General features: G+C 56.0%; 16 protein-coding genes. 6 read left to right on the forward strand and 10 right to left on the reverse strand.

The annotated features are described in order from the left end of the window. Positions 1-3: 3 nt before the first annotated feature. Together GS632_RS14900 and GS632_RS14905 are read right to left on the reverse strand one after the other, a co-directional pair. Positions 4-1,296 carry an ABC transporter substrate-binding protein gene (locus tag GS632_RS14900; protein WP_171238004.1) on the reverse strand — a complete coding sequence of 431 codons (1,293 nt, stop codon included), beginning with the start codon at positions 1,294-1,296 and terminating at the stop codon, positions 4-6. 87 nt (positions 1,297-1,383) lie between these two features. Then, complete coding sequence (locus GS632_RS14905) at positions 1,384-2,769, reverse strand: hypothetical protein (protein WP_171176429.1); 1,386 nt, start codon at positions 2,767-2,769, stop codon at positions 1,384-1,386. A 42-nt stretch (positions 2,770-2,811) separates the two neighbouring features. Here GS632_RS14905 and GS632_RS14910 point away from each other — a divergent pair, with 42 nt between their 5' ends. Next, entirely contained in the window at positions 2,812-3,579 is a 768-nt protein-coding gene (locus tag GS632_RS14910) for a copper chaperone PCu(A)C (RefSeq protein WP_171238002.1), read from the forward strand. A 219-nt stretch (positions 3,580-3,798) separates the two neighbouring features. Continuing rightward, the gene (locus GS632_RS14915) at positions 3,799-4,965 is read left to right on the forward strand and encodes an amidohydrolase family protein (RefSeq protein ID WP_171176424.1); all 1,167 of its coding nucleotides are present in this window, start codon (positions 3,799-3,801) and stop codon (positions 4,963-4,965) included. A 13-nt stretch (positions 4,966-4,978) separates the two neighbouring features. Here the strand turns inward: GS632_RS14915 and GS632_RS14920 are convergent, their stop codons facing one another. The 7 genes from GS632_RS14920 to GS632_RS14950 are packed head-to-tail and all read right to left on the reverse strand — an operon-like array spanning position 4,979 to position 12,468. Continuing rightward, positions 4,979-5,404: a MarR family winged helix-turn-helix transcriptional regulator gene (locus GS632_RS14920; RefSeq protein WP_171176414.1), complete on the reverse strand. Its 426-nt coding sequence runs from the start codon at positions 5,402-5,404 to the stop codon at positions 4,979-4,981. Between the two features lie 8 nt (positions 5,405-5,412). Beyond that, positions 5,413-5,997, reverse strand: a complete 585-nt coding sequence (locus tag GS632_RS14925) for an amino acid synthesis family protein (protein ID WP_171176412.1) — start codon at positions 5,995-5,997, stop codon at positions 5,413-5,415. Beyond that, positions 5,994-6,575 carry an amino acid synthesis family protein gene (locus GS632_RS14930; protein ID WP_171176409.1) on the reverse strand — a complete coding sequence of 194 codons (582 nt, stop codon included), beginning with the start codon at positions 6,573-6,575 and terminating at the stop codon, positions 5,994-5,996. Before GS632_RS14930 ends, GS632_RS14925 begins: the two co-directional genes overlap by 4 nt. Beyond that, positions 6,562-7,425, reverse strand: a complete 864-nt coding sequence (locus GS632_RS14935) for a UPF0280 family protein (protein WP_171176407.1) — start codon at positions 7,423-7,425, stop codon at positions 6,562-6,564. The genes GS632_RS14930 and GS632_RS14935 overlap by 14 nt, the downstream gene beginning before the upstream one ends. Then, positions 7,422-8,906, reverse strand: a complete 1,485-nt coding sequence (locus GS632_RS14940; protein ID WP_171176405.1) for a 6-hydroxynicotinate reductase — start codon at positions 8,904-8,906, stop codon at positions 7,422-7,424. Before GS632_RS14940 ends, GS632_RS14935 begins: the two co-directional genes overlap by 4 nt. Beyond that, positions 8,903-11,641, reverse strand: coding sequence for a molybdopterin cofactor-binding domain-containing protein (locus GS632_RS14945; protein WP_171176403.1), 2,739 nt, complete (start codon positions 11,639-11,641; stop codon positions 8,903-8,905). Before GS632_RS14945 ends, GS632_RS14940 begins: the two co-directional genes overlap by 4 nt. Then, positions 11,638-12,468 (reverse strand): xanthine dehydrogenase family protein subunit M, encoded by an 831-nt coding sequence (locus tag GS632_RS14950; RefSeq protein WP_171176402.1) that lies wholly within the window; start codon positions 12,466-12,468, stop codon positions 11,638-11,640. The genes GS632_RS14945 and GS632_RS14950 overlap by 4 nt, the downstream gene beginning before the upstream one ends. Positions 12,469-12,801: 333 nt before the next feature. On the opposite strand from GS632_RS14950, the gene GS632_RS14955 reads away from it, so the two are divergent. Next, on the forward strand, positions 12,802-13,170 hold the full coding sequence (locus GS632_RS14955; RefSeq protein ID WP_174827339.1) for a hypothetical protein: 369 nt from the start codon (positions 12,802-12,804) through the stop codon (positions 13,168-13,170). A gap of 476 nt (positions 13,171-13,646) precedes the next feature. Here GS632_RS14955 and GS632_RS14960 read toward each other — a convergent pair whose 3' ends face one another. After that, positions 13,647-14,495, reverse strand: coding sequence for a fumarylacetoacetate hydrolase family protein (locus GS632_RS14960; protein ID WP_171176400.1), 849 nt, complete (start codon positions 14,493-14,495; stop codon positions 13,647-13,649). 66 nt (positions 14,496-14,561) lie between these two features. On the opposite strand from GS632_RS14960, the gene GS632_RS14965 reads away from it, so the two are divergent. The 3 genes from GS632_RS14965 (at position 14,562) to GS632_RS14975 (ending at position 18,369) form a co-directional block, all read left to right on the forward strand. Then, positions 14,562-15,440, forward strand: a complete 879-nt coding sequence (locus tag GS632_RS14965) for a LysR family transcriptional regulator (protein WP_171236271.1) — start codon at positions 14,562-14,564, stop codon at positions 15,438-15,440. A gap of 89 nt (positions 15,441-15,529) precedes the next feature. Next, entirely contained in the window at positions 15,530-16,765 is a 1,236-nt protein-coding gene (acdA, locus tag GS632_RS14970) for a 3-sulfinopropanoyl-CoA desulfinase (protein ID WP_171176396.1), read from the forward strand. A gap of 185 nt (positions 16,766-16,950) precedes the next feature. Then, positions 16,951-18,369 carry a tetratricopeptide repeat protein gene (locus GS632_RS14975; RefSeq protein WP_171176394.1) on the forward strand — a complete coding sequence of 473 codons (1,419 nt, stop codon included), beginning with the start codon at positions 16,951-16,953 and terminating at the stop codon, positions 18,367-18,369. Positions 18,370-18,376: the final 7 nt, after the last annotated feature.

The following is an 18,376-nucleotide window of genomic DNA, read 5'->3' on the forward strand; positions in this document are numbered from 1 at the left end:
GGATCAGAAGGATCGCGTGGTGTAATCCACCTCATCCTCATACAACCCGTCCTCGATCGACGCCGTATGCACCACATCCAGCCGGCCGTCACCGACCTTTGAGATAAACTGTTTGCCAAAGGCCTGATGTGTCTTGCCGTTGAAGACTTTATCGCCCTGCGGGTGTTCGATGGATTCAGGCATGTCGCTCATTGCCTCGACCGCTTCGATCAGTTTGGCGCGATCTGCAGGGCCCTGATAATCCGCCGCTTCCATACCGGCTTTGATGACATGCAGCGTTTCCCAACACCCGAACATATGGGCGTAAGTGGCGACGTTAGAAGGGTCATCTATTGCTGCACCACTGTCATTGACACCAACGGCGGCACGATAAGCCGAGGCCGCCTCGGATTCGTTGGCCTGCTTGTAACGAGGCATACCTTCCCAGAAATATGTACCTTCAAGGAACTCCAAACCCGGGCTTTGGATATCAACCGCTTCAAGACTGTCGATAAACCCAAAAATCTCGGGTCGGCTGGGCCCAAAGAACTCGCCCATTTCCTTGACGAAGGTCAGCACGGCCGGTCCTACCATCACGTGATAAATCACCTCGGTCTCGCGAGGGATGTTTGGAAAGTAACGCGTGAAGGTCGTCTCGGTGGGTGGGATCGCAATCTTCGCAACAACCTCACCACCCTGCGCTTCGATCGCTTCCGAGAAAAAGTCGCGGTGATCGTGGCCAAAAGCAAAGTCAGGATAAATCATCGTGACCTTCTTGCCCAGATTGTCAGCCACAAAAGGCGCCATCGAAATGACCTGGCTTTTTACATCTGTAATACCGGGTTGCAGCGTATACCGGTTTAGCATGCCGCTGGCCACGTGGTGACCTTCGGAGACAACAAAATAGGGCAGTTTCAACTCGCCCGCGCGGGGTGCAGACCCGATCACGACGTGGCTGAACAGAGTGCCGAAGGCAACGTCAACTTCGTGCTGGTTGGCGAATTTTTCTAACACTTCGGCACCGCGACCGGGGTCGGTCGCGTCGTCTTCGGTGATGATCTCGACAGGACGCCCATTGATACCACCCATCTCGTTGATGCGCGCAGCAGCGGCGGTCGTCGCAACGTCATACCATCGTCCATATGCCGCACCGATGCCGGTCGCGTGCTTCTGGAACCCAATCTTGATCGGAGCCGAGCTTTGCGCTTGCGCAAAACCAAGCGAACCGGGCAGCACACCGCCTGCCGCCAAAGCTCCTGCACCGGCCCCCAGACCCAGCAATGTCTTGCGGCGACTGATATTTGAAGTCTTTGTCATGACGTTCATCTCCTCTGTTGTTTATAGGGCGGTGCTTCGCCTCTTTTGTGATCAGTTTGTATGTATGCTAACGAGTTGTCTACTTTTTTAAGCGCCGCGTGGACTTGCTAGTAGCCACAACCCGAAAATCGTATAGCAAATCATCAGGATAGACAGGCCCAATTGCAACACAAGTATGTCCCGGCGCGTGTGGCAAAAGGTTTCAGCCGTCCGGTGGCTGAGTATGACCGCCAGCACATGGGACATCACCACGACCCCGGCCTGAGTGAGCCAAATGGCCTTCACAGTGCCGGGGACCGTCAAAAACCCAACCATGACCCGACGGCTACCAAGCCCGAACAGGTTCCAGCCAAGCGCAAAAGGGTCCGCCAATGTTGCGATCACAACCTGTATTTGCACAAGGAACGTCACGAAGTAGTGGGCAAAATGATAACCAATCGCAATCGGCAGCAAAGTGATGGAAAAGTGAATGAACGCGTTTTTGAAGGGTATTTTCTCGCGCACCAGTACGGTTCCTGAAAACACGGCAAATCCAAACACGCAACTCAGCAGCAGGACGCTGCCATAAAGGCCCACCGTTGTCGGCCAGATCAATGCCGTCCGGCCCGGGTACTCCAACGGGTTGACCCCAATCTGCGCCAACCACCAAAAGGTCTCGTACAGGCCGTCAAAGCTGCCTGCTGCCAAGGTTACCAGAACCAAAGCTGCATGGCTCAGATCGAACCTACTGCCTTGAAACACCTGCCACCCCGGCAGACCAAACGCTCCGGCGCGCGCGATCCTCATAGTGCCGATCAAGTTGAACAAAACCGAAAAGCACTCGACTTGCTCCAGCCAAGGTCTGCGCCCAAACAGGGTCATTCCCGCCAAGGTGAACATCCAATACCCGAACGCGAAACGCGCAAGTCGACCGGGGTCATTTGGTGCCGCATCGGCCAGAACAAATCCTTGAAACGCCGCCATCAGAATAACCGCCGGCCAGATCGAAACCTCTTTGGGCAGCCTAAAAAGCGCTTTGTGATCCGGGGCCAGAAGGCGATGCAAACCCGGCCAGGGATTGACCCATTTCCAGACATCAAAAACCAGCGCCTGCACAACAAACAACAGCATCCACCATACTGTCCACAAAACCAAAGGCATCAGGTTCGCTTGTGGATCCGTCGGCCCTCGCAAGCCAATCAGGATCAACCCCGCCAGGCACAGGGACGCGGCAATCTGACCCCAATGGTGCCATGTGCTGTCTCCTCGCCCACGGTTCAGAACAATAGGCCTGAGCACAGTTGCAAGCTGGCCGGGCCTGAGGCAAACAAGAAGCAGGATCGTGATTGTTACGGTCAATGCTCCGCCGGTAATGTAGGCGGTAGTAGGCAACAAAAGAACAAAGCCCTGATCCGCCGCATGGGCAAAAGCCGGTTCCACGCTCGATACTGCAATGAGAAACGCGGCGAGAAGCGGCTTCAAAATCGGCGCCATTTTGTTAGCATACACACAACTTCGTTCAAGGAGGCAGATTAAATGAGAAAACGCTGGTTCGCCGTGGCAGGCATCGCGGCTGCGTTGGGTCTCGTTTACATGTTCACTGGTACGCCGCAAACCACAATGAAGGTCAGCGACGGACGGGCCATCCCGATGGGAGCCTCGGGATCGATGTTCATGGTTACGCTGAACCTGCAAAACGATGGTGAACCTCGCACTCTTCTAGCTGTCACGTCGCCTTCCGGAGGCCAAACATCCATAATGAATCCCGGACGTGACGGACCACTTGTAGTGCCCGGAAGTGATACGGCGCAACTGGCAATGGATGGCGCTCATGTCATGTTGCAAGTCCCGGAGGGCGCGTTCCCCGAAGGTACGTACCATGCGCTTGCGCTGGAATTTGATGACGGCACCGAAGTTGTCACCCGCATCTTGCACCCCGAAGCGACCGGTGGCGCGAGAGGAATGGATCACAGTATGTCCAACGGGATCGCTGTTTCACCCAGTCCAACCATCGAGCTGGCGCAAGATCCAGATGTCAGCACAGACGGGTTCGCCATTGAAATCAGTGTTGAGAATTTCGAGTTTGTCCTCATTGAGGATAGCGCACCACATGTCGATGGTCAGGGGCACGCGCATATCTATCTGAACGGTTTTAAGTTGGGCCGCCTTTATGAAGAGCGCTTTGAGATCGGCGCTCTTGCGCCCGGCGACTATATTCTTACCGTCGCACTGAACTCCAACGACCACCGCCCTTATGTTTTCGAAGCAGCACCTGTTGCTCTGACCTACAGCTTCGGCCTTTAAGAACTTGGTATGAGATAGGGGCTGTCCCTGATCGACACACAGCGCTCCGTTTTTTTCAGATGCACTTCAGACTGGTCGGCTTATTATTCGCATACTAATGACTGAGTTTCGATACACCGCTCTGCCAATTGCTTTGCGATGTTTAAGGCTCGTTCCAGAATTTTCTTGACGCGCGCTTACATCCTATATTCGTATACTAATGAATATCGGGAGGATCTTATGGAAAAACTGGTCATCAAGAACATCGGTATGATCCTGTCCGGCAAGATGGAAGACCCAATCTTTGACGGCGATTGTTTGATTGCGATCGACGGCAAGATCGATGCGTGGGGTTATGAAAAGGACCTTGATACAGACGACCCGACCTCTGTTGTTGACGCGCATGGAGTGACGCTGGCCCCCGGTTTGATCGACAGTCATGTGCATCCGGTTGTCGGCGATTACACCCCGCGACAACAGCAACTCCACTGGATTGACTCCACCCTGAATGGAGGCGTGACCACGATGATCTCGGCCGGGGAGGTCCACATGCCCGGCCGACCCAAAGATGTGATCGGCCTCAAAGCGATGTCGATTGCAGCACAGCGTTGGTACGAGAATTTTCGCCCCTCAGGCGTCAAGGTTCACGCAGGTGCCCCAGTGATCGAACATGGTATGGTCGAAGAGGATTTTGCAGAGCTGGCGAATGCTGGCGTGAAATACCTGGGCGAAGTTGGCCTGGGGTCGGTCAAAGATGGCAAAACCGCGAACCAGATGGTCGAATGGGCCCGCAAATACGGCATTCAGTCAACAATCCATACCGGGGGGCCGTCCATCCCCGGGTCTGGTCTCATTGACGCAGATATGGTGATCGAAACGGGTACGGATGTGATCGGCCACATCAACGGCGGTCACTCGGCGCTGCCAGATGACCAGATCATCTGCCTGTGTGAAACCTGCACCAAGCAAGCCTTTGAAATCGTGCATAACGGTAATGAACGCGCTGCTGTGCTGACCGTGAACACAGCGCGTGAACTTGGCAAGCTGGATCAGGTGATCCTGGGCACTGACGGGCCAGCAGGGTCAGGTGTACAGCCCCTTGGCATCCTGCGCATGATCGCGATGCTGTCAGCCTTTGGAAATGTCCCGGCCGAGATCGCCTTTTGCTTTGGCAACGGCAATACCGCACGACAGCGGGATCTGAATGTGGGCCTGATCGAAAAAGGCCTGTGCGCCGATTTTGTTCTTATGGACCAGGCCCAGCACGCACCGGGGAAAACCATGCTGGAAAGCGTTGCGCAAGGGAACCTGCCCGGTGTCGGCATGACGATCATCGACGGTGTGATCCGCTCGGAACGTTCACGCAACACACCTCCAGCGCAACGCCTGCCGGAACGCATCCTCTAAGCACGACGGAAGGTCAGGTGATCTTTCTGAGCAATGTCAAAAGCGTTTTTTGTTCAGATTTCTTGAGCGGCGCCAGAGTTTCCTGTGAGATCCCTAACCCATCTGCATAAAGCTGGTCTATCAATTGCGCACCCGCATCGGTCAATGAAATGATCGAGCGTCTTTTGTCTCCGGGATCGGCAGTCGCTTGCAACAGACCCTTGGCCTTCAGCCGGTCGACCACCCCTTTGATCGTCGCGATATCCATTGCCGCAAGTCGGCCCAGCTGATTTTGCGAAACCTCTTTCTTCTCGGCCACGCGGATCAGCGTGGAAAACTGAGTGGGCGTCAAATCTCTGGAGATACGGTTCTGAAAGATGATCGAATGGCGTTGGCTGGCCAACCGCAAAAGATATCCGACCTGATCTTCTAGACGGTAGGGATCGACGCTGTCTGACATAAGTGCTCCTAACGAAGCCCGTCTTTGCCTTCTGCGTCGTCGTGGGTCAAGCCACCAACTCGCGGTAGCGGCCGCCCGCTGTCAGTCACTGCCACAGCTACCATAATCTCGTTTGCGCGCGGCGCATCATTCAGGCGCACTTCAATCCCGTCGAAATGGCTGCGCACATAGGCCGCATCCTTGTGTCCAAGAGGCACATCCAGCACCTGACCCGGAGATCCCATCTTTTTCGAGGACGGCACCAAGGCCGCTCCTTTCTCTACTTCTTTCCGCAGTGGTGCGCCGAGTTTAGGATGCAGAATTGCAGCGGCGTGTTCCAACTCGCCATTCTCTCCCACCATGGCCGACTTACCATAGCTTTCAGCTTGTTCGGGCGCGATACCAAGGGCTTCGACGCATTTGCGACCCAACAACGCACCCAATTCCGCGCCTATCTCCATCAGCGCACTCAGGTCTTCCTGATAAGCACCTGCAAACGGGTTCTCGATCACGGCCACTGCAACTGCTTTGCGCGTGGCCGGGTCGATCTTGCGCCCGATTTCGGTATGGGTTTCTTCGATGTTCACGGCAATTTTGCGGATCTTGGCATTCATCTCAGCCCATCCTCTCCTTTGATGTCTTTTGCAGCCAGGCCACCAGCCCGGTCGTGGATGCGGGGCCCAGTGCTCATGACAAGAATAACGGCCATCTCGCCCGCCTTGGGTGCGTCATTCAAGCCAACTTCCATGCTGTCAAAATGGCTGCGCACGTATGAAGCATTGATATGGGTGATCGGCACATCCAGCCGCCCACCCACACCGGCGACCTTTTTGGATGAGGGCACAATCGCATTCGAGTTGTCCAGAAGCTCGCGCATCGCGTATCCGCCGGGCGCGTGCCACAGTGCACCATGCTCCAACTCACCGGCCTCTCCAATCATTGCGCCTTTGCCATACCCTTCGATTTTGTCAGCGCCTCCCAGCATCTCGACCAGACGCTTTGCCATTTTCAATCCCAGCGGCTTGAGGTCCTCCATGAACCACTGAATGTCGGGCTCGTACCGCCCTGCAAACGGGTTCTCGATGATCGCGATCGCCGCCGCCCGGCGCAAGGGTGTTGCAGGGACAGGGCCACCTTCGTGGAAAATCTCCTCAACGGAATAGGCGGTCTTTCGGACGTTAAGTTGGGACATTTTGGATCTCGTGTTGAATGGGTAAAATATGTGCGCCGGTCGTGACGGCGTGGCCTTGAAGGAACAGTGCCGCAGTTCTAAGGCAACCGTGGGTCTTTAACGATGTTGCGCGACGGACGCCGAAGGCCAATGCTTGCTGGCACTCGCTGGCCGATAAAGCGCCACAACCGACAACCACAGGCAAGCCCCCAAGATCGCTGTTCTCGTCAACCCCGCTGGCTGCGCGACGGCTGACCGAAGGGTGCCCTGGCACATCCACTGCATTGGCAACAAGTGTTGCTGCGGCATCAGCCTCGGCGGCAGAGTTAGCAAGAACTGTCACGCTGTCTGCTATACCCAACGACAGGCTACGCCCGTGGCGGCCCGACGTCGCGATACCGCCAATTCGATCCGCACCTGTGACCTCGATCCGGCCCAAATCGCTACCGTCATGGGCCTTGATCGCTGTTTTGAACGAGGTCCCCGGCGTCAGATGTAAGGCAATGTCGCCACCGTTATTGACATAAGCGCGGGTGATATCCGCGTTTTTGGTCATGGCCGCAAGAACCTCGTCTGCTATGCTTCCCGCCACGGCGGCCATCCGGGTTAGATAGCCTACATTCATCAAAGGCAGACACGCATCATGCATTCGGCGTGCCACCGCGCCCATGGGGCGGTTGGTAAATGGTGACAACATCGCACGAAGGTCAGGCAGCTCCTCGACCACCTCGGCAATAATGGTTTCGAACCGACGCATTGCGGCCCGATACGCGTGATCCCGCGCGCCATCCGCCCATACGATCAGATCGCTGGGGCCATGCTGCAAATGCAAGCGCTGGCCATCGGGCAACAGGCGCGCGTGCGGTTTCATTCCGCGTCTGCCTTCCAGCGGTAGTTGCCAAGGTCCATTGGATTCCCCGCTTTGGGATTTTGCCGCACATGACGGGCCTGATCAGAGTTTATGTCACTCACCTGCCGCATATGGTCGACGTGCCCGCCCAACGCGGCATAGTCGCTCACGCGCAGGGTGAACTCGATAGGCGCGACCAGAGCAGGCGTTGGAACGTAGCCAAAAGAACTGGTTGGCATGTCCAGAACGTCCACCATCACAGTGATACCGCCGCCGGGCCAAACATAAGCATCCGCCCCACCGCAGGACACATGCGTCAGCGCCTCCTTAACCGATTTGGTCAGACGCACTGGGTTTTCTGTGACACCCGCCCGCAGCGATCCCCCTGCCCCGCCCATGAACAGGACCGAGCAAACCGATGGTTCGCAGTTCTCCGCGATCAACGCCGCCGAGGACGCAAGTTTCGCGGGCACCTCTCGCTGTTGCGGAACAAGATCAGCATCAAGCTCGTAATATGAGAATTGCTCACCGGTGGTCGACACCATGAACAACCGCAACCCTTCCCAGGCTGTTTTGGGATTGAACGGGCCGAGGATCGCCAGAGGATCTTCAATATCCGTGCCGCCCCACCCTGTTCCGGGTTCTGCCACCTGAAAATACCGCCCCGGCGTCGAGCGGCGCCCCTTGATCTTGATCCCCGTCGCCGGCACGTCTAGCTGCTTGCCTGTTTCGTGCTCACTGAGAACACCGGTTATGTGATCGTCCACCACCACAACGTCGTCCACATGGCCGATCCACTGTTTCGGAAACATGCCAATGGTGGCCGAGCCGCAGCCCACGCGCATTAGGCTTTCGGTAACGCCATTTATGATCGGGGGTTGACCTGCCTGCACCACAACTTCTGTCGCGTGATCCTCTTCGCCGATTATCATGGTCACTGGTTCTCGGTTGCACAGCCGCAGCAGCGCGTCACAAGTCACACGGCCTTCTTTCTTACTGCCACCCGTCAGGTGCTCGACACCACCCAAAGACAACATCTTTGACCCGTATTCCGATGTCATTACATGGCCGATCGGCTCGCCATCCACGCGCACAACATCGCGTTCGTGGCCAATATGGCGGTCGGTGTCGATTTTTACCTTCACACCGCAATAGCTAAAGATCCCCTCGGTCACGACCGTGACCATATCGACACCTTCAACCTTCTGACTGGCGATGAAGGGGGCGGGCTTGTAATCGGGATAGGTTGTTCCTGCGCCAACGGCAGTAACAAACTGACGCTCTCCTTTGAAGATGTCACCATCCCAATCCGCGGACGCGCCCTCTCCCATAAACGGTACAAGATCCGGCCCGCTTTGGATGATGGTCAGCGGATCCAACCGTACCAGTTCACCACCATGGTTTGCATAGCGGTCACAAGCGCCGGACTTGCCGTCGGCGATGTAACACATCACCGGGCAGGCATCGCAGCGGATCTTTTCGGGCTTCGAAGCATTGGTCATTGCATCACGCTCTTCTTCAGGGCCTCATGAACGACGCTGGGGGTCGCAGGGCCTTTGTACAACCGCACCCCGGTTGCGTGTTTGATCGCGTTCAAAAGCGCAGGCGCGGTGGGGATCAAGACGTGCTCTCCCAGACCCTTGGCCCCGAAAGGCCCATGCGCATCAGCCTCTTCGATGATGATCGCTTCAATCGGAGGGATATCCCCAATGGTCGGGATCAGATAGTCATGCAGGTTCTCAGTCCGGCCAGGGATGTATTCTTCCATCAGCGCCATGCCAAGTCCCTGAGCAATCCCACCGTGAATCTGCCCTTCCACAAGCATCGGATTGATAGCCTGGCCGACGTCATGAGCCGCGACAAATTTCACAGGTCGGACAATGCCCAGCGCGGTATCTACCTCGACCACGGCCAAATGCGCGGCATAACCGAATTGGGCGTAAGGATGCCCTTGCCCGTTGTCGTCCAGGGGTTTTGTCGGAGGATCATAGCTTTCTTCCGCACGCAGAACAAAACCGTCTTCATCGGCTGCAAGCGCAGACAGGGTCAAAACATGAGATCCTGCGGCATCGGTTGCATGGATTTCTCGGTCTCTGAAGCCCAGAACTGCATCCTCTGCCACATTCAAACGCTCCAGGATCGCAGCCCGCAACGCTTTGCCCGAAAGCCGCGCCGCATTACCCGAGACAAAAGTCTGGCGCGAGGCCGAGGTTTTGCCCGCGTCAGGTGTTACATCCGTATCCACGCCAACGCGCGTGATCTGACCTGCTTCGACCCCAAGCGCGGTTGCAAATATCTGCGTGATGACGGTGTTGGCCCCCTGACCAATATCCATCGCACCTTGATGCAGCACCACCGAGCCATCTGCGCGAATACCACATTTGATGGTTGACGGGTTGGGCAAAGATGTGTTGCCGCACCCGTACCAGCCACTTGCGATGCCGACGCCGCGTTTCAGCTTTTCGTTGCGGGCGTTGAACCCCTCGGCCTCTGCACGTTCTAAATCCCAGGCAGGCCGCAACGCCTCAAGACAAGACTTGATCCCGACGCCCTGATCAAAAACCTGCCCGCACACGGTCGGCACATCATTGTCCAATGCGTTCGCTATGCGGAATTCCAGCGCGTCCATTCCCAATTTCTCGGCCAGTTCGTCAAAAAGACTTTCTTGCGCGATGGCCGATTGCGGCACGCCAAAACCACGAAACGCACCGGATGGCGGGTTGTTGGTGTGAACGCCCTTGGCCTGCGCTACATAGTCCGCAACGCGATATGGACCCGAGGCATGGACCGGAACCCGGTTCGCCACCGTTGGCCCCCAACTGGCATAAGCACCAGTGTCGAAGCTGCCGCGAAAGTCAAAGCCGCACAGCTTGCCATCTTCATCAGCTCCGATCCTGAGTGTGATGTCGCACGGGTGCCGCTTGGTCGAGCTTTGCATGGATTCCGTGCGTGAATAACAAAGCCGTACCGGCTTGCCTGTTTTAATCGCCGCAAGCGCCAGATAAGGCTGAACGCTCATATCCAACTTGGCACCAAATCCGCCGCCAACAGCAGTAGGAACCACCCGGATTTTGGCGCGATCCAACCCCAGAACAAGCGAAAGCCCGTCAAGATCCATCACCGGGGCCTGCGTGCAGGCATGCACCTCAAGACGACCGTCTACGAGTTCTGCAAACCCCGCTTCTGGCTCTATATAGGCATGTTCCACAAAGCCGCTTTGAAATCGGCCTTCCACAGTCACATGGGCACGCTCCAGCGCCGCCTCAGGGTCGCCGCAGGTCACAAACCCGGTGCACATCACGTTGTTATTCCGCCCCTTATGCAACTGTGCCGCAGAGACACTCTGAGCTGCGCCCATGTCCTGAGCTGCAGGCAACTCAGTCCAAACGATCGGCAATACGTCAGGATCAATCGCGCGCAGAGCATCCCGCGCGCCGACCAGGGCAGCGACCGCCTCACCCCGGAACCGAGTTTCTCTCTCGGCGAAAACGGGCTGATCCTCAAACCCCGGAATGACACCAAAGCAATTCTGGCCCGGAACATCCGCCACCGTCAGGACCGCGTCCAGCCCAGCCGCCTGCGCAAACCCCTCAAGATCACCGATTTCGAAGGTTGCCCGCGCAAAGGGCGAGCGGATTACCATAACCTCAAGGCACCCGGCCGGCGCCACGTCGTCCCCATATTTCACGACAGCTGAGACCTTTTCGATCCCATCCAAGTGTTGGATCGCGTCACCCACCTGGCCTGCTGTTTCGGTTGCCATGGCAGGCGCGCCCATGACAGCGTCGATGATTTTGCGGTAGCCCGTGCAGCGACACAGCACGCCACCCAAAGCGTCTTGCACCTGCGTCTCGGTGGGCGCAGGCACATCTCGCAAAAGCGCGACAGCGGACACGATCATACCCGGCGTACAGATGCCGCACTGCGCCGCCCCATGATCCAGAAAACTCTGCTTTAACCTCGTGGCAACGGGGTCTTGGGCGTTCAACCCCTGCACAGTCTCGACCTTGCGCCCTGCAACCTGATGCGCCGGGGTCAGGCAGGCGCAAACTGGGTCACCATCGATCAGTACGGTACACGCCCCGCAATCCCCTGCGTCGCAGCCGATCTTGACATCACGCTGACTCAGACTTTCACGCAAAACCTCGGACAATCGTTGGCCAGGTGCGACGAGTGGGGCCGCCTCTCGACCGTTCAGTTGGAATGGAACCGGGGTATCTGACAACGCTTTGTTCATGACGTAACCGCCTTGTGAATTGCGCGCTGAACTTGATGACGCACCGCGTCGAACCGGTACGATGCCGCCCCCCGGACGTCATCAATGGGCGTCAGACTCGCGATGTCGTCCTGCGAAATCCTTAGTTTATAGGGATCCTGCCCGATCAAACGCGCTTCCAGCGCTGTCAGCCGCTGCGCCACAGCGGAACAGGACCCTACGGCGACGCGGGCATCTGCGATTTTGCCCTGTGCATCCAGCAGGATGTTAACCGCCGTCATGGCAATCGAGATGACCAAATAGCGGCGGCTGCCTAGCTTCTCAAAGCCGGATGTCATGCGGACATGTTGTTTTGGCACAATGATGGCTGTCACCAGCTCATCTTCTCTAAGCACCGTTTGCCGCACTCCCGTAATAAATTCGCCCAACGGCAGAATGCGTGTCCCTCGCGCTGCGCTGGCAAGCTCAACCTCAGCGTTCAAGGCCAGCAGAGGCGGAACACCATCTGCCGCCGGTGACGCGTTGCAAATGTTCCCGGCAATCGTGCCCGCGTTCTGGATTTGCAGGCTTCCGACCTCACGCGCTGCCTGTTTCAAGGCGTCAAACGCTGCGGGCAAATCCGCTCTAACAACATTCGACCAAGTAGCAGCCGCACCAAACCTTGTGGCGTCTTCCGTTTGCTTGATGTCAGACAGGCCACCGACTCTGGTTATGTCTAACACATTCTCCGTCTGCTCACCCGGTCGTAGTGCCGGATAAAAATCTGTGCCACCCGCGATTACACGAACCCCAGCCTGCTTACGAAGACACAGCGCATCCGACAGCAAGCTTGGTTGTGAGTAGGCCATGCACAAATCCATTTTCGTTAGCGTACTAATGATAAGAGGGAGTTTCCACTAAAGTCAACATGACTGGCCAGGGAACGAAGAAGAACGGGATGCGTTCCGGGCAGTCTGTTGGTGTCGCATTCACTGGAACCCCGAACTGCACACGTCTGTGTTGACAGAATTCCGAAGCTGGCTAGGGAACATGACGCAACAAGTGCTGAACAGATCGGCGCTCCGAAATCGGTGCGGGTCGCCCTCACGCTAGAGGAGGGGATCCGATCCGGCAGGCTGGACAAGGGTGCGCCGCAGGCCAGTGAGAACACGCTGAACAAGCGGTTCTAGGTCAGTCGCAACATGGTACGAAAAAGCCTGGAGATCCTCAGCCGCAAGGGCCTGATCACAACGAGGCGCGGGGTTGGATCATTTGTCACTTTCGGCGGCAAAACCGTCGACGATCACACGGGATGGAGCGTGACATTGTCCTCAGGTGAAACCGAACTCGCCACGCGCGTCTTTCGTTTAGCGCGTGGAGAAATGGATCTGGTAGGTGCACCTGATACGGCTGGCACCGATGTCCTGATGGTCGACCGCCTGCGATTTCGGGCAACCACTGGCCAAAGCGTCTCACTGGAACGCAGCCGCCTTCCTTGGCGTGCAGGATTCTCCGAGATTCTTGAAAGCGGGCTGAAAAAGTCGATCAATGAAAATCGGCGCACCATCTGATGTTGTACTTCAGACTTGCCTTCGAATATGACCCCCTTAACCTGCCTCGCTTTGTTGCTACCATGGAAGCTTTGGCAGTTTGCATGGAAACTTTATTCAACGAAAATGATTGAATTTGCGTCGCGTGGAAATCCTCTAACAATTGTCCGCGAAGTTCAAAATCGAGCAATAGTAACAAACCTAAACAAGCAAAAAAATGATTGATTCCTGTTTGGTTGTCCGCCCATCAAGTGTCTCGCCACGATATTTAGACCGGCTCTTGTTTTTCAAGCCCGACAACGGCGATGGAATTCGCCTGGCTGGTTAAATTCACGTTCCGAAACTAAATAGGGTCGGTCGGTATCTCACCCGCCGTCCCTTTTTCCATTTTGTGGGCGATCTCAGCGTCCAGCGAGTAAAACAACCCTCACCGTGCAGCCAAGATCCTAAAGCTGAACCCGCTTTGAATCCGCTGTTGGTCCAGCAAATTGGTGTATTCAGCTATAAGCAACCGTGTTTTGTTGCTGTATGCCGAGGCCTTCGATGGAAAGTCGAATTTGTTGACCTTCTCTCAGAAATACCGGTTCAGGCTTTTGCCCCATACCGACGCCCGGAGGCGTGCCGGTGGAAATGATATCGCCAGGCTCCAGAGTCATAAACCGGCTGCAATAGGAGATGAGTTCTGCCACTCCAAAGATCATTGTTGAGGTCGAACCATTCTGATATCGAACGCCGTCCACTTCTAACCACATGGCAAGTGCCTGCGGATCCGGAACTTCATCCCGAGTCACCAGCCATGGGCCAATCGGGCCAAATGTGTCACAGGATTTTCCTTTAACCCACTGACCGCCCCGCTCGATTTGAAACTCGCGTTCAGAAAGGTCATTTACAACGCAATATCCCGCGACGTACGAAAGGGCATCCGCCTCGGAGACATGACGAGCAGTTTTTCCAATCACGACCCCGAGTTCAACTTCCCAGTCAGACTTTTGAGAGCCTTTTGGGATAATGACATCATCAAAAGCGCCGACGATGGAACTGGTCGCTTTCATAAACAGGATCGGCTCACTAGGGATCGGCATATTCGCTTCCTTGGCATGATCGCTGTAGTTCAGCCCAATGCACAAGAACTTCCCGATACCGGATACACAGGCCCCCAGACGAGCCCCTTCTTCTGCTAGCGGAAGACTGGAGACGTCCGCGGACCGAAGAACTTCAAGCGCGGAATCGGTAAGCACGTCACTGTTGATATCAGCGACAACTGTCGACAAGTCGCGGATCCTTCCTTCTTCGTCTACAATTCCCGGTTTTTCCTGGCCCGGTGAACCAAATCGCACAAGTTTCATTTCATCTCCGATTTTATGCTAGAGCAGTTGGGCTATAGCCCTAAGCCTAGATTTCGATGCGATGGTGTGGTCAATTTCATCGTTATGAACATAAACCAGCTCAAAACGCTACTCGCAGTCATTGAACAGAAATCTTTTGCTGCTGCAGGGGAAGTCATCGGGCTGTCGCCTTCGGCTGTAAGCCTTCAGATAAAGGCCATGGAAGATGAGTTGGGCGTACAGTTGTTTGACCGTATCAAGCGACCCCCTGTACCGACGGCGCGGGGACGCGCTCTGGCAGAGCACGCGCAACAGACTCTGACCCTCTTCGAAGCGTCGGCGCGTGTAGCACGGGGTGAGATCGTCAGATCAAGATTGGCGATTGGGGCTGTCCCCACGGCCTTGGCAAGCTTCCTTACGGTTGGCCTGAAGGCGCTGCAGACGACCTATCCCGCCTTGCAGGTCGAGGTAAAAAACGGAAGTTCATCTGCATTGGCCCAGAAGCTCACGGATGGGCATGTAGACGTTGCGATATGCACCAAACCTGTGAACCCGATCCCCGGTCTGGATTGGCACAGTATCGCGATTGAACCTTTCGTTGTTGTAGCTCCAGCGCATGCCAAGGGCGACAAATGGCAGGACTTGCTGCGCACGCAACCGTTTATCTGGTTCAACCGTAAGACTTGGGCAGGCCAGAGCATTGAAGAAGAACTGCGTGCTCAGAACATTGACGTGAAAAGTGCGATGGAGATCGACTCACTGGATGCAATTTCCAATCTTGTCAGTGAGGGGCTCGGGGTTTCGATTGTTCCGCTCTGCAAAGGTCGTCGGCCATTTTCGAACCGCCTGCGCACGCTTCCTTTTGGGGATCCGCCGTTTTCCCGAGAGATCGGAGCTTTCACAAACTCCGACGGCCGGGCAGATCTTGTAATCGATACTTTCATAGGGGCGCTGCAGTCTTCATGAGGAAACCTCATGCAAGAAACAAGAAATTGAAACTAACATAAATTTTTTTGGCGATGCTATGCTGACTTTATCAACAAGGCGAGCGCACCATGCTTCAAGACGCTAACTATTCAGCAACCCCGTCATTCGAGCTATCCGTCAGACAACGCGAAATTCAAAACAAGGCTCGGCACATCGCCGAAACCGTCTCCGGCCCGCTTGCTGCAGAAACTGATCGTTCCGAGAGGTATCCGGTCCGCGTTGTCGAAGCGATGACCAAATCGGGGCTAATGGGCATGAGCGTTCCCAAATCGCTTGGCGGTCCTGGTCACAGCTATTTTGACGTCGCACTTGTTGTTGAAGAGTTGGCTGCAAAATGTGGAGTATCGGGTCGGATCGCTGTTGAAGGAAATATGGGAGCCGTCGGCGCGATTATCACCTACGGATCACACGACCAAAAGAAAAGTGCGGCAGCGCATGTGTTGGCCGGTGACAAACCGGCAATCTGTATCACAGAGCCTGATGCAGGAAGCGCCGCGACCGAAATGACCACTACAGCGGTGCGCGAAGGCAATGCATGGGTTTTGAAGGGAAAGAAACACTGGATCACGGGAGGTGGCGTCTCGCAGCTCTATTTGATCTTTGCCAGAGTTATTGAAGAGGGCGAATTCAAAGGGATCGGTGGCTTTATAGGCTATCTGGGCGAAGACGGGCTGATGATCGGCGCGCGTGAGCCGACGCTGGGCCTTCGTGGCATCCCGGAAACCGAGGTCATTCTGGATAATCTGCGCCTGCCCCTGGACCGGTTGATTTCACCGCCCGACGGGCTGAAGCATGGCTTTTCCGCATTGATGAACGCCTACAATGCGCAACGCGTCGGGGCGGCGGCGGTCGCGCTTGGGATCGCACGCGGAGCGTATGAGGCAACGTTGGCGTTTGTAAAAACGCGCGAGCAGTTCGGTCGCCCGATTGCCGAATTCCAGGGTCTGCAGTGGATTATTGCCGATATGTCGATGCAGATTGATGCCGCTCGGATGATGATCTGGCGCGCAGCGGCCAGTGCAGACCGACAGCACTTAGGTTTTCCTGATCCCATGTTGGCGGCGCAAGCCAAGGTCTTCGCCTCGGAAATGGCGGTGAAAGTGACCAACGACGCGTTGCAGTTACACGGCGCACGCGGGTATTCGCGCAACACTCCCATCGAGCGCATGATGCGTGATGCACGAATGTTCACAATAGGCGGCGGCACGGCGCAAATGCTGCGCAACCTCGTGGCTGGACAGGTTTTGAAAATGAAAACCCCGCAAACACGGGGTGGATATCTTCCGAAAAACGAAAACGCTTGAAGAAACAATCAGAGACCAAGACGTATTGGACAAAGCGCATCCCCTGGCTTTGAAGCGGCGCGGAAGGCGTGACGTTTCCCGGAGAATGCACAACCGACGGCGTGAGCAACTTAGACTTGCAATTGGCTTAGCTTTCCAGCGGAATACCTTCACCTTAATTTCAGCTTTTGTTGGAAGGAGTGCGCATGACGGCCGTATCTGAAGTCTCACACAAACGGGCAACTTTCACCGATTGTCGGGGCGTGCCAATCTCGTATAAAGACTCCAAGGCCATTGACGGATTGGAACGCGCGATTGAGATGTCGTTGTCTTTTCGGGGCGACGCGATTGCGGAAATCGACGCGGTTCTGGCCGAGCATCCTGAATTTATCATGGGTTGGCTTTTTAAGGCCGGTTGGCTGACCCAATCCATGGAAACTCGCATCTACAGCGAGATGGTCGCGGCTTTGGACGAGGCGGGCAAGCGCCTCAAATCCGCCAATGATCGCGAGATTGGCCATTACGAGGCGGTCAAAGCCTGGGTAAATGGTGATTTCTACGGTGCGGTGCAGAAATGGGAGGCCGTGCTGGTAAAATACCCCATGGACCTCTTGGCAATGGAGTTGGTTCACTACACCGACGTTCTTCTAGGAGACGTCGCTGGGCAGCGCGACGTGGTCGCCCGCGCCTCCACGCTCTGGGAAGAAAGTATACCCGGATACGAATTCGTGCTGGGTTTCTATGCTTTTGGCCTCGAAGAGAACCGTGACTTTTCCCACGCCGAACAATTGGCGCGTCAGGCTTTGGCCATTCGCCCTGATCACCCCTACGCCGTGCATGCTGTCGCCCACGTTATGGAAATGCGTGGCCGCCAGATGGGCGGCGTGCGGTTCATGCAAGAACGCGCAGGTGAATGGGGCACGTCCAATTTCGCCAATCACCTTTGGTGGCACACCGCACTCTACCACCTTGATATCGAGCAATACGACAAGGTGTACGAAATTTTCGATGCGCATTTGGACTCGCGCCAGAAGGACGGCAATAAATATGAGGAACTGGACGCTTCAGCCTTGCTGTGGCGCATCAACCTTGTTGGCCAAGAGTCTGGCGACCGATGGAAACACCTCGCGGACAAGTGGGAGCCCGCCGCGCAGGACACGCTTTATGCGTTTAACGATGTCCACGCGATGATGACCTTTGTGTCAGATAACAGGGTCGAGGCACAAGACAAGCTATTGACGGCCAATGAGCGATATCTAGAAAACGCGTCTGATGCCAACGTCGCCATGAGCCGTGAGATTGGTATGCCTTTCTGCCTGGCCATGCGCGATTTCAAGAATGAGAAATATGGTGATTGCGTGGATCGGCTTTTGCCCGTCCGCTACCTGACCCACCGGCTTGGCGGATCCTTTGCTCAGCGTGACATCATCGGTTGGACATTGTTGGAGGCCGCCTTACGTGCGCGTCGGTTTGATCTTGCACTGGCCTTGGCCAACGAGCGCACCGCACTCAAACCAACCTCGGCGCAGAACTGGCGGGCCGTAGCGCGGGCGTTCAAAGGGTTGGGCGACACTTCCAATGCTGATCGGGCGATAGCCAAGGCGCAATCCCTAATCCTTGCGTGATCGGGCC

Source organism: Ruegeria sp. HKCCD7296 (genome assembly GCF_013110775.1).
Classification (GTDB): domain Bacteria; phylum Pseudomonadota; class Alphaproteobacteria; order Rhodobacterales; family Rhodobacteraceae; genus Ruegeria.

Bases quoted from the DNA above. Each gene is read 5' to 3' on its own strand.
- acdA (WP_171176396.1), top strand. From the start codon at position 15,530: ATGCTTCAAGACGCTAACTATTCAGCAACCCCGTCATTCGAGCTATCC.
- GS632_RS14905 (WP_171176429.1), bottom strand. From the start codon at position 2,769: ATGGCGCCGATTTTGAAGCCGCTTCTCGCCGCGTTTCTCATTGCAGTA.
- GS632_RS14975 (WP_171176394.1), top strand. From the start codon at position 16,951: ATGACGGCCGTATCTGAAGTCTCACACAAACGGGCAACTTTCACCGAT.
- GS632_RS14925 (WP_171176412.1), bottom strand. From the start codon at position 5,997: ATGAATGCCAAGATCCGCAAAATTGCCGTGAACATCGAAGAAACCCAT.
- GS632_RS14950 (WP_171176402.1), bottom strand. From the start codon at position 12,468: ATGGCCTACTCACAACCAAGCTTGCTGTCGGATGCGCTGTGTCTTCGT.
- GS632_RS14915 (WP_171176424.1), top strand. From the start codon at position 3,799: ATGGAAAAACTGGTCATCAAGAACATCGGTATGATCCTGTCCGGCAAG.
- GS632_RS14955 (WP_174827339.1), top strand. From the start codon at position 12,802: ATGGTACGAAAAAGCCTGGAGATCCTCAGCCGCAAGGGCCTGATCACA.
- GS632_RS14920 (WP_171176414.1), bottom strand. From the start codon at position 5,404: ATGTCAGACAGCGTCGATCCCTACCGTCTAGAAGATCAGGTCGGATAT.
- GS632_RS14940 (WP_171176405.1), bottom strand. From the start codon at position 8,906: ATGACCAATGCTTCGAAGCCCGAAAAGATCCGCTGCGATGCCTGCCCG.
- GS632_RS14960 (WP_171176400.1), bottom strand. From the start codon at position 14,495: ATGAAACTTGTGCGATTTGGTTCACCGGGCCAGGAAAAACCGGGAATT.
- GS632_RS14900 (WP_171238004.1), bottom strand. From the start codon at position 1,296: ATGACAAAGACTTCAAATATCAGTCGCCGCAAGACATTGCTGGGTCTG.
- GS632_RS14910 (WP_171238002.1), top strand. From the start codon at position 2,812: ATGAGAAAACGCTGGTTCGCCGTGGCAGGCATCGCGGCTGCGTTGGGT.
- GS632_RS14945 (WP_171176403.1), bottom strand. From the start codon at position 11,641: ATGAACAAAGCGTTGTCAGATACCCCGGTTCCATTCCAACTGAACGGT.
- GS632_RS14935 (WP_171176407.1), bottom strand. From the start codon at position 7,425: ATGAAACCGCACGCGCGCCTGTTGCCCGATGGCCAGCGCTTGCATTTG.
- GS632_RS14930 (WP_171176409.1), bottom strand. From the start codon at position 6,575: ATGTCCCAACTTAACGTCCGAAAGACCGCCTATTCCGTTGAGGAGATT.